Origin of the sequence: Streptomyces sp. CA-179760 (assembly GCF_050937045.1) — a bacterium.
Lineage (GTDB): Bacteria > Actinomycetota > Actinomycetes > Streptomycetales > Streptomycetaceae > Streptomyces.
This window is the reverse complement of sequence record NZ_JBNJLZ010000001.1, coordinates 8216273-8231012: the sequence shown is the minus strand read 5'-3', so window position 1 is coordinate 8231012 and position 14740 is coordinate 8216273. Positions and strand designations below refer to the sequence as shown.

The 14740-nt window shown below is 73.4% G+C and carries 11 protein-coding genes and 2 pseudogenes; 12 read left to right on the top strand and 1 reads right to left on the bottom strand.

Features of this window, described 5'->3' with window-relative positions; translation table 11 throughout:
- Positions 1–156 precede the first annotated feature (156 nt).
- The 8 genes and pseudogenes from ACQEV8_RS37245 (at position 157) to ACQEV8_RS37210 (ending at position 7517) form a co-directional block, all read left to right on the top strand.
- On the top strand, positions 157–912 hold the full coding sequence (locus tag ACQEV8_RS37245) for a CoA transferase subunit A (protein ID WP_432969674.1): 756 nt from the start codon (positions 157–159) through the stop codon (positions 910–912).
- On the top strand, positions 912–1556 hold the full coding sequence (locus tag ACQEV8_RS37240) for a CoA transferase subunit B (RefSeq protein ID WP_432969671.1): 645 nt from the start codon (positions 912–914) through the stop codon (positions 1554–1556). Before ACQEV8_RS37245 ends, ACQEV8_RS37240 begins: the two co-directional genes overlap by 1 nt.
- Entirely contained in the window at positions 1553–2755 is a 1203-nt protein-coding gene (locus ACQEV8_RS37235; RefSeq protein ID WP_432969668.1) for a thiolase family protein, read from the top strand. The genes ACQEV8_RS37240 and ACQEV8_RS37235 overlap by 4 nt, the downstream gene beginning before the upstream one ends.
- A 111-nt stretch (positions 2756–2866) precedes the next feature.
- The gene (gene pcaH / locus ACQEV8_RS37230) at positions 2867–3640 is read left to right on the top strand and encodes a protocatechuate 3,4-dioxygenase subunit beta (RefSeq protein ID WP_432969666.1); all 774 of its coding nucleotides are present in this window, start codon (positions 2867–2869) and stop codon (positions 3638–3640) included.
- 6 nt (positions 3641–3646) lie between these two features.
- Positions 3647–4252 carry a protocatechuate 3,4-dioxygenase subunit alpha gene (gene pcaG / locus ACQEV8_RS37225; RefSeq protein ID WP_432969663.1) on the top strand — a complete coding sequence of 202 codons (606 nt, stop codon included), beginning with the start codon at positions 3647–3649 and terminating at the stop codon, positions 4250–4252.
- Positions 4249–5544, top strand: a complete 1296-nt coding sequence (pcaB, locus tag ACQEV8_RS37220; protein ID WP_432969660.1) for a 3-carboxy-cis,cis-muconate cycloisomerase — start codon at positions 4249–4251, stop codon at positions 5542–5544. Before pcaG ends, pcaB begins: the two co-directional genes overlap by 4 nt.
- Positions 5541–6661, top strand: a pseudogene (gene pcaD / locus ACQEV8_RS37215) (3-oxoadipate enol-lactonase). The gene pcaB and the pseudogene pcaD overlap by 4 nt, the downstream one beginning before the upstream one ends.
- Positions 6662–6725: 64 nt before the next feature.
- Positions 6726–7517: an SDR family NAD(P)-dependent oxidoreductase gene (locus ACQEV8_RS37210; protein ID WP_432969657.1), complete on the top strand. Its 792-nt coding sequence runs from the start codon at positions 6726–6728 to the stop codon at positions 7515–7517.
- Between the two features lies 1 nt (position 7518).
- On the opposite strand, the gene ACQEV8_RS37205 is transcribed toward ACQEV8_RS37210, so the two are convergent.
- Positions 7519–10203 (bottom strand): ATP-binding protein, encoded by a 2685-nt coding sequence (locus ACQEV8_RS37205; protein ID WP_432969654.1) that lies wholly within the window; start codon positions 10201–10203, stop codon positions 7519–7521.
- 180 nt (positions 10204–10383) lie between these two features.
- Between ACQEV8_RS37205 and ACQEV8_RS37200 the strand changes: the two genes are divergently transcribed.
- The 4 genes and pseudogenes from ACQEV8_RS37200 (at position 10384) to ACQEV8_RS37185 (ending at position 14590) form a co-directional block, all read left to right on the top strand.
- Entirely contained in the window at positions 10384–11685 is a 1302-nt protein-coding gene (locus ACQEV8_RS37200) for an MFS transporter (protein ID WP_432969651.1), read from the top strand.
- Between the two features lie 4 nt (positions 11686–11689).
- A complete protein-coding gene (locus ACQEV8_RS37195; protein ID WP_432969648.1) occupies positions 11690–12844 on the top strand; it encodes an anhydro-N-acetylmuramic acid kinase in 1155 nt (384 codons plus the stop codon).
- Between the two features lie 57 nt (positions 12845–12901).
- A pseudogene (locus ACQEV8_RS37190) lies at positions 12902–13018 on the top strand (DUF2510 domain-containing protein); the annotation flags it as partial.
- A 471-nt stretch (positions 13019–13489) separates the two neighbouring features.
- Entirely contained in the window at positions 13490–14590 is a 1101-nt protein-coding gene (locus ACQEV8_RS37185; RefSeq protein WP_432973275.1) for a hypothetical protein, read from the top strand.
- Positions 14591–14740: the final 150 nt, after the last annotated feature.

Genomic DNA, 14740 nt, shown 5'->3' with positions numbered 1-14740 from the left:
CCGGGCTGTCTGCCGACCGCACAAGGGATCAGAGGCGCATACACCGAGCTCTTGACGCCCTGCTGCGGCGATGGCAGCGTGAGAGAAGCTTCACGGAAATACTCAGTGTGCTGACTAATCGAGGTCGGGGCGCTCGGAAGAGATGGGGCTTCTCGGATGGACAAGGTGGTCGCCACAGCCCTGGAGGCGGTGGCCGACGTGCCCGACGGCGCGTCGCTCGCGGTGGGCGGTTTCGGGCTGAGCGGTGTGCCGAACGTGCTGATCCAGGCGCTGTACGAGCGCGGGGTGGCCGGGGTGTCGGTGGTCTCCAACAACTGCGGGGCGATGGAGTCGGGCCTCGCGGTCCTGCTCGCCGCGGGCCGGATCACCCGGGTGACGGGCTCCTACATCGGCGCGAACAAGGAGTTCGCCCGGCAGTACCTGGCCGGGGAGCTGGAGGTCGAGCTGATCCCGCAGGGCACCCTGGCCGAGCGGCTGCGGGCCGGCGGCGCCGGGATCCCCGCCTTCTACACCCCGGCCGGGGTGGGCACCCAGGTCGCCGAGGGCGGTCTGCCGTGGCGCTACGACGGTGAGGGCGGGGTCGCGCTGGCCTCGCCGCCGAAGGAGGTCCGGGAGTTCGACGGCGAGGAGTTCGTGCTGGAGCGGGGCATCCGCACCGACTTCGCCCTGGTCAGGGCCGCGAAGGGCGACCGGCACGGGAACCTGGTCTTCAACAAGTCCTCCCGCAACTTCAACCCCCTCGCGGCGATGGCCGGGCGGGTGACGATCGCCGAGGTGGAGGAGCTGGTGGAACCCGGCGAGATCGACCCGGACGCGGTGCACCTGCCCGGCATCTTCGTGCAGCGGGTACTCGCGCTCGCCCCGGAGCAGGCGGCGGACAAGAAGATCGAGCGGCGGACGGTGAGGTCCTGATGGCCTGGACGCGTGAACAGATGGCCGCGCGGGCGGCCCGGGAACTGCGGGACGGCCAGTACGTCAATCTCGGCATCGGCCTGCCCACCCTCATCCCCAACTACCTGCCTGAGGGCGTCGAGGTCGTCCTCGAATCGGAGAACGGCATCCTGGGCACCGGCCCCTACCCCACCGAGGACACCGTCGACCCGGACCTGATCAACGCCGGCAAGGAGACCGTGACGGTCCTGCCGGGCGCGTCCTTCTTCGACTCGGCGCTGTCCTTCTCGATGATCCGGGGCGGGCACATCGACGTGGCCGTCCTCGGCGCCATGCAGGTCTCCGAGCGGGGCGACCTGGCCAACTGGGCGATCCCCGGCAAGCTGATCACCGGCATCGGCGGGGCGATGGACCTGGTGCACGGCGCCCGTACGGTCGTCGTCGTCATGACCCACACCGCCAAGGACGGCTCCCCGAAGATCCTCTCCGAGTGCGCCCTGCCGCTGACCGGCAAGGGGTGCGTGAACCGGATCATCACCGACCTCGGCGTCCTCGACGTCACCGAGGACGGGCTCCTCCTGGTCGAGACCGCGCCGGGCGTGAGCGCCGAGGAGATCGTCACCAGGACCGATGCCGAACTGACCGTGCCGGAGGGCGTGAAGTGAAGGACGTCTACATCGTCGACGCGGTCCGCACTCCGTTCGGCCGCTACAACGGCGGCCTGGCCTCGGTCCGCCCGGACGACCTGGGCGCGCACGCGATCCGCGAACTGCTCGCCCGCACCCCCGACCTGGATCCGGCGCGGATCGAGGACGTGTACTTCGGCAACGCCAACGGCGCCGGTGAGGAGAACCGCAACGTCGGCCGTATGGCGGCGCTGCTGGCGGACCTGCCCACCTCGGTGCCGGGCGTGACCGTCAACCGGCTGTGCGCGTCCGGGCTGGAAGCGGTCGTCCAGGCAGCCCGCGCGATCGCGGTCGGGGACGCCTCGATCGCCGTGGCAGGTGGCGTCGAGTCGATGACCCGGGCGCCCTATGTGCTGCCCAAGTCCGACAAGCCCTTCCCGGCCGGGCACACCGAGCTGTACTCCACGACTCTGGGCTGGCGGATGGTCAACCCGAGGATGGAGCCGCAGTGGACGATTCCGCTGGGGGAATCGGCCGAACTCATCGCCGACAAGCACAAGATCAGCCGCGAGCAGCAGGACGAGTTCGCGCTCGGCAGCCATGAGAAGGCCGCGCGGGCGCGGGAACAGGGCCTGTTCGAGAGCGAATCGGTGCCTGTGGCGGTCCCGCAGCGCAAGGGCGATCCGGTCCTCTTCGCCGCCGACGAATGTGTCCGCCCGGATGCCTCCCTGGCGACGATGGCCAAGCTGAAGCCGTCGTTCCGCAAGGAGGGAGGCACGGTGACGGCGGGCAACGCGTCACCGCTCAACGACGGTGCGGCGGCTCTTCTTCTGGTCGACGAGGAGGGCCTGAAGGCCACCGGCCGCGAGCCGCTCGCCCGGATCTCCGCGACCGGCGTCAACGCCCTCGACCCGGACTACTTCGGACTCGCACCCGTCGAGGCCGTCAACCGGGCGCTGGCCAAGGCGGGCAAGGGGTTCGGTGACCTGTCCGTGCTGGAGCTGAACGAGGCGTTCGCGGCGCAGGTGCTGGGGTGTGTGGCCGAGTGGCCCGAGTTCGACCCCGCGATCCTCAATCCGCAGGGCGGGGCGATCGCCCTGGGCCATCCGCTCGGCGCGTCCGGGGCCCGGCTCGCCGGGACCGTGGCCCATCAGCTTGCCCGACGGGGCAGCGGCGTCGGTGTCGCCACGCTGTGTATCGGCGTGGGCCAGGGGCTTGCCCTCGTTCTCGAACGGTAGCCCTGATCTCGACTGCGGACCGTACGTGGCTGGTCGCGCAGTTCCCCGCGCCCCCGAGGGGCGCGATCCTCGCCCCCGTCGACGAGAACGGTACGAACCTCAGGGAACCCCATGACTCTCACACAGCACGACATCGATTTGGAGATCGCGGCCGAGCGCGCCGCGTACGAGAAGCGCCTCGCCGAGGGCGGGCCCGTGGAGCACCAGCCGCGGCGGGACTACGCGCCGTACCGCTCCTCGGTGCTGCGGCACCCGAAGCAGCCGCCGGTCACCATCGACATGAGCAAGGACCCGGAGCTGGTGGAGCTGTCCTCCCCGGCCTTCGGGGAGCGGGACATCACCGAGATCGACAACGACCTCACCCGGCAGCACGACGGCGAGCCGATCGGCGAGCGCATCACCGTCTCCGGCAGGCTGCTGGACCGCGACGGCCGCCCGGTGCGCGGCCAGCTCGTGGAGATCTGGCAGGCCAACTCGGCGGGCCGCTACGCCCATCAGCGTGAGCAGCACGACGCCCCGCTGGACCCGAACTTCACCGGCGTGGGCCGCACCCTCACCGACGCCGAGGGCCACTACCGCTTCACCACCGTCCAGCCCGGCCCGTACCCGTGGCGCCAGCACGTCAACGCCTGGCGGCCGGCCCACATCCACTTCTCGCTCTTCGGCTCGGCGTTCACCCAGCGGCTCGTGACGCAGATGTACTTCCCGAGCGACCCGCTGTTCCCCTACGACCCGATCATCCAGTCGGTGACGGACGACGCGGCCCGGCAGCGGCTGGTCGCCACCTACGACCACAGCCTCTCGGTGCCGGAGTTCTCGATGGGCTACCACTGGGACATCGTGCTCGACGGGCCGCAGGCCACCTGGATAGAGGAAGGGCGCTGACCTGCCATGACGAAGATCGACACGAGTCGCCCGGAGACCGTGCTCCCGACCCCGTCGCACACCGTCGGCCCCTTCTACGGCCACGCCCTGCCGTTTCCCGGCGGCGGTGACATCGCGCCCATCGGCCACCCCGACACGATCGTCCTCCAGGGGTACGTCACCGACGGCGAGGGCAACCCGCTGCCGGACGCGTTCGTGGAGCTGTGGGGCACCGACCCGGACGGGAACCTGCCGCAGGTCGACGGCTCGATGCGACGGGACCCGGCGAGCGGAGGGTTCCTGGGCCGCAACGGCGTGGAGTTCACCGGCTGGGGACGGATCCAGACCGACGCGGGCGGCCACTGGACCGCGCGGACGCTGCGGCCCGGGGCGCGCGGGCGGAACGCGCCGTACCTCAGTGTGTGCGTCTTCGCGCGCGGGCTGCTGGTGCACCTGTACACGCGGATCTATCTGCCGGGCGACGACGCGGCGCTGGCCGCCGACCCGCTGCTGTCCCGGCTGGAGGACGAGCGCCGCGACACGCTGATCGCCGTGGCGGAGGCTCACGGCACGTACCGTTTCGACATCCGCCTTCAGGGCGAAGGCGAGACGGTCTTCCTGGAGTTCCAGTGACAGCTGCGCACGGCGACACCGGCCTGCTCGCGCCCGGGTGGGCCGACTCGGCGGCCGCCTCCGCGACGAGCGATCACGCGTATCTGCGGGCGCTGCTCGACGCGGAGGCCGCGCTGACCCGGGCCCAGGCCGCGCTGGGGCTCGCCCCCGCCGAGGCGGCGACGGCGGTGACCGAGGCGGCAGGCTCCGGTGCCTTCGACGTCCGGTCCCTCGCCGAGCGGGCCCGCGCGGGCGGCAACCCGGTCATCCCGCTGGTCGCGGAGCTGACGGAGGCCGTCGGCGAGGAGTACGGCCCCTACGTCCACCGGGGCGCGACCAGCCAGGACATCATGGACACGGCGACGGTGCTGGTCGCCGCGCGTACCCTGGACCTGGTCCTCGAGGACCTCGGCCGCACCGAGCAGGCGCTCGCCCGGCTGGCCGCCGAACACCGTGACACCGCGATGCCCGGGCGGACGCTCACCCAGCACGCCGTACCGACGACCTTCGGGCTGAAGGCGGCCGGGTGGCGGGCGCTGGTCCTGGACGCGCGGGACCGGACGACGGCCGTACGGGACTCGCTGCCCGCCCAACTCGGGGGCGCGGCGGGCACGTTGGCGGCGTTCGGAGCGTACGGCGCGAGCGATCCGACCGGACTGCCGGCGGCGTATGCCCGTGAACTCGGCCTCAGGGCACCCGAGCTGCCCTGGCACACCCTGCGGACGCCCGTCGCCGATCTCGCCGGGTGCCTCGCCTTCACGGCGGGTGCGCTCGGCAAGCTCGCCGTGGACGTCCTCACCCTGTCGCGCACCGAGATCGCGGAGGTCGCGGAGGGCAGCGGCGGGGGCTCGTCCGCCATGCCGCACAAGTCCAACCCCGTACGGTCCACCCTGATCGCCTCCGCCGCGCGACGGGCACCGCAGCTCGCGGCCACGCTGTACGGCTCGCTGGCGGCGGAGGACGAGCGGCCGGCCGGGCCCTGGCACGCCGAGTGGGAACCGCTGAGGGACCTCCTGCGGCTGGTCGGCGGCGCCGCCCGGGACGCCATCGAGCTGGCCGGGGGACTGCGGGTCAGGCCCGAGACCATGCGCGAACACCTGGACCTGACCGGCGGGTCGATCGTCTCCGAGCGGCTCTTTGCCGAACTGGCCCCGGTGCTGGGCCGCGTCCGCGCCAGGGAACTCCTCACCCGGCTCGCCGCCGAGGGACGCCCGCTCGCCGAGGCACCGGAGCTGGCGGACGTCGACCTCGACCCCACCCACTACACCGGCTCCGCCGGAGCCCTCACCGACCGCGCTCTGGAGCGACGTTGACACTCCTGAACCACCGCACCGAAGGGCCCGCCTCCGCTCCCCGCTGCTGCTCGGCCCCTCCCTCGGCACGTCGTACGCCCTCTGGGACAAGGTCGCGCCCGAGCTGTCGATCACCCACCGGGTGGCCCGCTGGGACCTGCCGGGACACGGCGGTTCGGCGGCCGGACTCATCGAGGCCGGCGCGACGGTCGGTGACCTCGCCGACCTGGTGCTGGCGCTCGCCGACTCCCTCGGCATCGAACGGTTCGCGTACGCGGGTGTGTCGCTGGGCGGGGCCGTGGGCCTGCACCTCGCGGTGCATCATCCGGAGCGGCTGTCGTCGCTGGCCGTGATCTGCTCTTCGGCACACTTCAACGGCCCCGGGCCGTGGGAGGAGCGGGCCGCGCTGGTGCGGCGGGAAGGGCTGGCCGGGCTGGCGGAGGGCGCGGACGCGCGCTGGTTCACGTCCGGGTTCACCGTGCCTGAACTGGTGCGGGACCACCGGGACGCCGACCCGGACGCGTACGCCGCCTGCTGTGACGCGCTCGCCGCGTTCGACCTGCGGGACCGGCTGCCCGAGATCGCCGCGCCGACGCTGCTGGTCGCCGGCCGCGACGATCCGGCGACGCCGCCCGCGCATCTGCGGGAGATCGCCGACGCGGTGCCGGGCTCGACGCTCGTCGAGCTCCCGGGCGCCTCGCATCTGGCGCCCGCGCAGTGCCCGGAGGCGGTGCTGACCGCGCTGCGGGCCCACTTCGGCGGGCCCGCCGGACGCGGAATGGAGGTGCGGCGCGAGGTGCTCGGGGACCCGCACGTCGACCGGGCACAGGCCCGCCAGACGCCCTTCACCGCGCGCTTCCAGGACTTCATCTCGCGCTACGCCTGGGGCGAGATCTGGACCGACCCGACGTTGTCGCGCCGCGAGCGCAGCATGATCACCCTGACCGCGCTGGTCGCGCACGGCCACTACGACGAGCTGGCCATGCACGTCCGGGCGGCCCGCCGGGGCGGGCTCACGCCCGAGGAGATCGGCGCGGTGCTGTTGCAGACGGCCGTGTACTGCGGGGTGCCGGCGGCGAACTCGGCGTTCGCGACGGCCCAGCGGGTGCTGGCCGAAGAGGATCCCGCCGAAGGGTGATCCTGCTGGTCGTAGGCCCGGCCAGGCCTCGCACATGCCTTGCTCGCGTGCCTACCGTGGAGACATGTCCACTTTGCTGATCACGGGCGCCACCTCGGGGCTCGGCCGGTACGTCGCCGTCGAGCTGGTCCGCGCCGGGCACGTGGTCCTCGTCCACGGCCGCGACGCGGACCGGACGGAAAGGCTCGTCGAGGAGCTGCGCGCCGAGGGCGACGCCGAGGGGTTCGTCGCCGATCTCGCCTCGCTGGCGCGGGTGCGGGAACTGGCCGCGCACATCGGCGACGCGCATCCCGAGCTGGACGTGCTGATCAACAACGCGGCCGTCGGCGCCGGTCCGTCCGGCGCCGGGCGTGAGCTGAGCACCGACGGGCACGAGCTGCGGCTCGCGGTCAACTATCTGGCGCCGGTGGTGCTGACGCGCGCCCTGCTGCCCGTACTGCGCGCGAACGCGCCCGCCCGGATCGTCAACGTCGGCTCGGCCGGACAGGAACCCCTCGACCCCGCCGACCCGGAGCTCACCCGCCGCTACAGCGGCCTGTCGGCGTACTGCCGCAGCAAGTTCGCGCTCGCCGCCCATACCTTCACCCTGGCTGAGGAACTCACCGGCAGCGGTGTCGCGGTGAACGTGGTGCACCCGGCCACCCACATGGACACGGCGATGGTCCTCGACGGCGGCTTCACGCCCCGGCACACGGTCGCCGACGGCGCACCGGGCGTACTCGCCCTGGCCACCCGCGACCTGGGCTCGGGCCGCTACTTCGACGGCACCCGTGCCGCGCGAGCGCACGAGGCGGTGTACGACCCCGCGGTGCGCGGGCGGCTCACGGCGGTGACCGACCAGCTGCTGCGCGTCTGAGCTACGCCGGTCCGACGCCGGCCTCGAGCACGGCCCGTGCCCGCTCCGCCAGTCCGTCCGCCCCGCACGAGACCGCCAGGTCCAGGCCGCGTTCGAGGTCGCTCACCGAGCGGGCGGCGACGCCGTACTCGATGCGGGCCGCCGCGTGCTCGTACTGGCAGGGTGACGCCTCCAGGTAGGTGACGGCCTGGGCGGCGAGCCGGACCGCGCGCTGCCCGGTCTCCAGGGCGGCGGCGCAGCGCAGGGCCTCGCCTATGGCGGTGTCGGTGCCGAAGCGCTCGGCCTGCCGGCGGACGTCGACGGCGAGCCGGGCGGCACGGGCCGGGTCCTCGGTGCTGAGGGCCCGGGCGAGGTCGGCCGCCCAGGGGACGAGCACCGGGTTGTGGTGGCCGCGAGCCGCCGCAGCCTTCTCTGCGGCCTCCAGTTCGTTGATGCCGTCCTTGGTGCGGCCGACGGCCAGCAGCAGCCTGCCGCGCACCGAGCGCGGGTCCGGCAGGACGATGGTGGAGGGGTAGGGCGGGAAGAAGCCGTAGCGTTCGGCGACCTCCCAGGCCTCCTGGACATGGCCGCGGGCGAGCAGCGTGTCGACGAGGTTGCAGGTCGCGGACCAGTACAGCGGCAGGCCGCGGCCGACGCGCTCGGCGAGGCGCAGCGACTCGCGCAAGGACGACTCCGCCTCCTTCAGACGGCCCCGCCTGCGGTGGCCGAGCCCCACGTAGGCGTGGGCCAGGGCGAGGTGGCCGCCGCTCCAGCCGGCTGTCTCGTAGGCGCGCAGTGCCTCGTTGTAGAGGGTCTCGGCGCGGTCGAGGCGGTCGGTGAAGGCGTACGCGTTGGCCAGCATCAGCAGCAGTTCGATGCCCCACTCGGTGTCGGTCCAGCCGAGCCCGGGGGCCAGGCGGCCGTTGACGAGGGCCCGGTCGCACAGTTCGGCGACCTCTTCCGCGTTCTCGCCGTGCATGAGGGCGTCGAAGCCGCGGAGCATGAGCAGCGCGCGTTCCGAGTTGTCCCGGCCGGTGCAGGTGGCGGCGAGGTCGGCGAGGCGCCGGGAGCGGTCGGGTGCGGTGGCCTCGCCGGCGTGCAGGCCCTCCCACATGAAGTGCACGGCCTGCAGCCGCATCCGGGCGGGTCCGGGCCGCAGCCGGGCGGCCTCCGCCTCGACCGTGCGGACCGCCTCCTCCAGCTGGTCGTTGTGGAGCAGCGCCTGGGAGAGCCGGAAGACGGCGTCGACCCGGTTGTCCCCGCCGAGGCCGGGCATGCCGAGCGCGGTCCGCAGATGGCCGATGGTGCGGGCGGGCGCGGTCAGGAAGGTGGCCTCGGCCAGTTCGTACAGCACGTGTGGGTGGGACTCGGGCCGGGGCGGTTCCTCCAGGGCGCGCTCCAGGCAGCGGCGGGCGGCGTCGGGGGCGCCGACGGCGAGGTGCTCGCGGGCGGCCTCGCGCAGCTGTCCCACGAGTTCCTCGTCGTCGTCCGGGTGCACTTCGAGGAGGTGGCGGGCGGCCGCGGCGGCGCCGCGTCCCTCGTCGGTGACGATCCGGGCGGCTATGCCGTGCATGGCGGTGCACAGGGCGTCGGGTATGGAGTTGTAGACGGCGGTGGCGATCAGCGGGTGGACGAACTCCAGGTCGCCGTCGGCGCCGCGGCCGGTCGCGGGGTCGGGTGCGGTGAGGATGCGGGCGGTGCACAGCAGTTCGGCGCAGCGGCGGGCCTCGTCGGGCCCGAGGGTGGCGAGCTTGGCGACCAGGCCGGTGGAGATGCCGGTGCCGAGGATCGCGGCGGCCCAGGCGAACCGCGTCGCGTCGATGCCGAGTTCCTCCAGGCGGGCGACGAGGCCGCCGCCGCGGGCCGAGCGGTTCAGTTCGCGCAATTCCCCGGCCCGGGCCTCGACGGGCTCGAGTTCGCTGTCCTGCACCTTGGCGAGGAGTTCGACGGTCTCGTAGGGGTTGCCCGCGGTGACGGCCCAGACCTCGCGGCAGAACGCGGCGTCCGCGTTCGGGCCGAGGGTGGCACGGGTGAGTCCCGCAGTCGCGTCCGGGGTGAGGGCGCTCAGCGTCGTGACGGGGCCGTGCGCGGCGGCGGCGACGGTGTCGAGGTGGCGGGCGCTGGTGCCGGAGACCTCGCCGGGGCGGCGGGTGACCACGACCAGCACCGACATCTCGTCGAGGCGCTCGGCGAGCCCGGCGAGCCAGTGCAGGGTCTCCTGGTCGGCCCAGTGGGCGTCGTCGATCAGCAGCACCAGCGGCCAGTCCCGGCGGGCGAGCCGGCGCACGGCGGCGACCAGTCCGTCGCACACGCCCTGCGGGTCGGCCTGCCGGTCGCCGGGTTCCGCGATGCCGAGGGCGGGGCCGGCGATGTCGTACCAGTCGCCGAGATACTCGCGGGCCTCCTCCGGGAGCATCGACACCAGTGCCGGCTGCAGCAACTGCCGTACCACGTTGAAAGGGACCGACCTGAGGGTCTCGCCGCCGCGTGCCGACCAGACCGTGCAGCCGCAGGCCTCGGCGATGCGGCGGGTTTCGGCCAGCAGCGTGGTCTTGCCGAGTCCGGCCTCGCCACGGAAGACCAGCAGTCCGCCCGACGAGGAGCGGTCCGCCGTCAGGCCGTCGACCGCCCGCGCGACGGCGGCGACTTCCTCGTCGCGCTCCCAAAGGGAAGCCGAGGCGCCGGCCGTGGGCCGTACCTCCGTCATCCCGCTACCTCCCCAAGTCGCCCGAACGACGTACAGACGTCGAGCGTAGCCCTCCGATTGCCTGAGCGGAGGACGGTCCGGGCACCTGTTGCCGTGACGGGTGACACCGGCGGCGACCGTACGGCGCATCCGGCCCGTCACCAGCCGCCTTCGGGTCAACAAGGCACAACGGTACGGGAGGTGACGGCCATTCACCAGGGACAGGACACACGGCGCGGCCGACGGGCGCTGGTCGCGGGGTCGGTGGGCAATCTCATCGAGTGGTACGAGTTCGGCGTCTACGGCTACTTCGCGACGATCATCGCGGCACGGTTCTTCACTCCGGAGGGCGGCGGCGAGATCGAGGCTCTGGTGAAGACGTACGCGTCGTTCGCGCTCGCGTTCTTCTTCCGCCCGGTCGGGGCGGCGCTTTTCGGCCGTCTCGGGGATCGTGTCGGCCGTCGGCCGGTGCTGGTCCTGGTGATCACGCTGATGACGGTGGCGACGACGCTGATCGGCGTACTGCCGACGTACGCGCAGGCGGGCGCTCTGGCGCCCTGGCTGCTCACCTTCCTGCGGGTGCTCCAGGGGCTGTCGGCCGGCGGGGAGTTCGGCGGGGCGGTGTCGGTGATGACAGAGTTCGCTCCGCCGGGCCGGCGGGGGCTGTACGGGTCGTGGCAGTCGTTCACGGTGGCACTGGGGCTGCTGGGCGGTGCGGGCGCGGCGGCGCTGCTCGCCACCGTGCTGACCGAGGAGCAGCTCGGTGCGTGGGGCTGGCGGCTGCCGTTCCTGCTCACCCTGCCGCTGGGGCTGGGGGCGCTGTGGCTGAGGCTGCGGCTGGACGAGACACCGGAGTTCGTGGCGGAGCGGTCGCGGGAAAGGCCTCCCCCGGGCGAGGTCGCGAGGGCGATCGCGCTGGGCGCGGGGCGGATCATGGGCTGGGCCGCGGCCGGTTACACCTTCCTCGTCGTGCTGCCGTCGTATCTGCAGAGTTCGCTGGGCGCGACCTTCCAGCAGGCGCTGGTCGCCACCGTGCTGGCCAATCTGGGCTTCGCGGTGACGATCGTGCCGGCGGGGCTGCTCAGTGACCTGCTCGGCCGGCGGGCGGTGATGCTGACGGGCGCGGTACTGGTCGTGGCCCTCTCGGTGCCGCTGCTCAACCTTCTGCAGGAGCCCGGCGTTTCGAACACCGTGAAGGGTGCGGCGGTGTGCGGCGCGGGTGCCGTGGTGGGGCTGATGGCGGGGCCGGGCCCGGCGATGCTGTCGGAGATGTTCCCGACCGGAGTGCGCTACACGGGCCTGGGACTCGCCTACGCGCTGTCCAATGCGGTGTTCTCAGGGTGCGCCGGGCTCATCATCACGGAGACGATCGAGCGGACGGGGAGCGTGGACATCCCCGCGTACTACGCGGCGGCGGCGTGCGCGGTGAGCGTACCGGCCCTGCTCACGCTGCCCTCGCGAAGCGTGCGCGGGGCGAAAGCGGTGGAGGAGAGGACTGGTTGAGGCGATGCGGGTGATCGGTCTGATGTCCGGGACGTCGTACGACGCGATCGACGCGGCGGCGGCCGAGCTGGACCTCGTCGGCGACAGCCTGGTGCTGAAGCCGCTCGGCATGGTGAGCGAGGCGTACGACGGCGACCTGCGCGAGACCCTGTCGGCCGCCCTGCCGCCGGGGACCACCACACTGGGCGAGGTGTGCCGGCTGGACACCCGGATCGGGCAGGCCTTCGCGGCGACCGCGCTCCGGGCCGACCGCGAACTCTGCGACGGGCGGGCCGAGTCGGTGGCCTCGCACGGGCAGACCGTGTACCACTGGGTCGCCGAGGGGGAGGTCCACGGCACGCTCCAGCTGGGGCAGCCGGCCTGGATCGCCGAGGCGACCGGGCTGCCGGTCGTCTCCGACTTCCGGCCGCGTGACATCGCCGCCGGCGGGCAGGGCGCCCCGCTGGTCGGCCTGGTCGACCAGTTGTGGCTGCGCGGCCGGCCGGGCCGGCCCGTCGCACTCAACATCGGCGGTATCGCCAACCTCACCGCACCCGACGGGACCGCCTTCGACACCGGGCCGGGCTGCGCGCTGATCGACGCGGCGGCACGGGGGTTCAGCGGCGGAGCGTTGTCCTACGACACGGACGGGGCCCTGGCCGCCCGGGGCCGGGTGCACGGGCCGCTGCTGGACCGGCTGCTTCAGGAGCCCTACTACGCGCTGCCCGCGCCCAAGACGACGGGCAAGGAGCTGTTCCACCTCGGTCATCTGCGGGACGCGCTGGCCGGGTTCGGGACGCTGTCCGCCGAGGACGTCGTCGCCACGCTGACGATGCTCACGGCCCGGACCGTGGCGGACGCGGTACGGGCGGTGGACGCGACCGAGGTGATCGCCTCGGGCGGCGGGACGCGCAACCCCGTGCTGATGAGGATGCTCGGGGAGCTGCTGCCCGGGGTGGCGGTGCGCGCCTCGGACGAACTGGGGCTGCCGTCCGGGGCGAAGGAGGCCTACGCCTTCGCCGTCCTGGGCTTCCTGACCCTGCACGGCCTGCCCGGCACCTCACCCGCGAGCACCGGTGCCCGGCATCCGAGCGTGCTGGGATCGGTGACCCCGGGCCGGGACGGACTGCGGCTGCCACCGCCCGCCCGCCTTCGGCCGACCCGGTTGCTCCTAAAATGACCGATCCTGGTCGACTCCTCTCATGCCTCTTTCACCGACGCCTCATACGGTGGGGGCATGACGCAGGAGACTCCTTCCGGGTGGTACCCGGACCCCGGCCAGAAAAGTGACGGGCCCGCCACCGAACGCTGGTGGGACGGCAAGGCCTGGACGGCTCGCATCCGCCCGGCGCAGCCGCCGACGCATCCGGCGGCTGCGGCGGGTTCGGCTTCCGCGGCGGGTTCGGCTTCCGCGGCGGGTTCGGCTTCCGCGGCGGGTTCGGCTTCCGCGGGAGGTTCGGCTTCCGCGGGAGGCTCACGGACGGCGGAAGGCTCGGGCACCACGAACGGCGCGGCTCCTGTCACAGGCTCCGCCGCGGGGGAGCCCGCCGCCGCTGAGGGCTCGGGCTCCGTTAGGGACTCGGGCAGCGCTGGAGGCTCGGGCTCCGCTGACGGCTCGGCCCCTGCGAGGGACTCGGGCGCAGCGGCGGGCACCGCCCCTGCACAAGGCTCCGTCACCGGGAATCCGGCCTCCACCGCGGGCTCGACCCCCGCGGGTGACACGGGCAGCGCGGACAACTCCGCCCCTGCGGCGGGCTCCGCTGCCGGGCGATCGGCCGCCGCGGGAGGCTCGGCGGCCACCGGCGATCCCGCCCCAGCGTCAGACCTGGGCGCTGCGGGTGACGCACCCCCTCCGGGGGACCCGAGCGCTGCCGCACATCCAGACGCTGCCTGGCATGGCAGCGCCGCCGGGCACCCGAACACCTCCGGACCTCCGAGCGCCCCAGGACACCCGAGCGCCCCGGGACACCCTGGCGGGCCTGCACACCCAGGCGCCTTTGGGTACGCCGGCGCCGCCGGATACCCAGGCACCCCCACGCATCACCCAGGCCCGGCCCAGTACCCGCACACCCCCGGACACCCGGGCACCGGCGCCTATCCCGGCTACCCCGCCGCACCCCCGGCCGCCCGGGGAAGCCGGCTGCGGGTCGGGATCGCCGTCGCGGCGGCCGTCGTTGTGCTCGCGAGCATCGGGGTCGGCGTGTACGCGCTGACCGACAACGGCGGTTCGGGCGGCGGTTCGGCCACGTCTCAGGGGCCGGGCGGCCCGGGTGCACCCGGTGGCCAGGGCGGGCCGTTCGGCGGGCCGGGCGGCTCGGGGGGTTCCGGAGGCGATGGCGGCTCTGGCGGCTCCGGCGGTCAGAGCCCGTCTCCCGAGCAGTCCGAGCCGCCGAAGATCAGGAGCGGATCGGTGACCGACGCCGTCAGCGGGATCAGCATGCCGATCCCGGAGGGCTGGTACGGCCAGGAGATCAGGGCCGGCGCGCAGGTCACATCCGACGACTCCTACAAGTGCCCCGGCGACACCTCCTCGACCTGCACGAAGGGCGGAGCCTACTCCGCACCGGCCCTGGCCCTCGGCACCAAGGGCAGCACCGCCGAGGAGATCGCCAAGGCGGACATCGCGGCCAACGCCGAGGAGTCCTACGGCGGCAAGTCCTACGGCGGGATCACCTCGCACGACGTACTGGCCTCCAAGGCGGTGACCGTGGCCGGGCAGCAGGGCTACCTGGTCCGCTGGAAGGCCGTCACCACGAAGGGTGCCGACGGCATCGTGGAGTCGCTCGCGTTCCCCTCTCCGGCGAACGCGAAGCAGATGGTCGTCGTCCGGTTCGGCGTGGACGCCGACCAGAAGGAGTCCGTCCTGGACGACATAACCAAGGGCATCAAGGTGTCGACGGGCAGCGGCAACGGCCAGGACGTCTGACAAGGCACACGAGGACACGAGGAACAACCGCCCCGCCCGGAACCGGTCGGCCGGGTGGGGCGCCCCCGCCGCTCACAGGGGAACCCCACCCGGCCGGGGGGTGCGCGCCGCCCCCGTCCCCACGGGTCGGCGCGGTCGGGTCACCGTCCG

What these genes read in the sequence shown, in the direction of transcription:
- ACQEV8_RS37245 (WP_432969674.1), top strand. Translation starts at nt 157, where the DNA reads ATGGACAAGGTGGTCGCCACAGCCCTGGAGGCGGTGGCCGACGTGCCC.
- ACQEV8_RS37240 (WP_432969671.1), top strand. Translation starts at nt 912, where the DNA reads ATGGCCTGGACGCGTGAACAGATGGCCGCGCGGGCGGCCCGGGAACTG.
- pcaH (WP_432969666.1), top strand. Translation starts at nt 2,867, where the DNA reads ATGACTCTCACACAGCACGACATCGATTTGGAGATCGCGGCCGAGCGC.
- pcaG (WP_432969663.1), top strand. Translation starts at nt 3,647, where the DNA reads ATGACGAAGATCGACACGAGTCGCCCGGAGACCGTGCTCCCGACCCCG.
- ACQEV8_RS37210 (WP_432969657.1), top strand. Translation starts at nt 6,726, where the DNA reads ATGTCCACTTTGCTGATCACGGGCGCCACCTCGGGGCTCGGCCGGTAC.
- ACQEV8_RS37205 (WP_432969654.1), bottom strand. Translation starts at nt 10,203, where the DNA reads ATGACGGAGGTACGGCCCACGGCCGGCGCCTCGGCTTCCCTTTGGGAG.
- ACQEV8_RS37195 (WP_432969648.1), top strand. Translation starts at nt 11,690, where the DNA reads ATGCGGGTGATCGGTCTGATGTCCGGGACGTCGTACGACGCGATCGAC.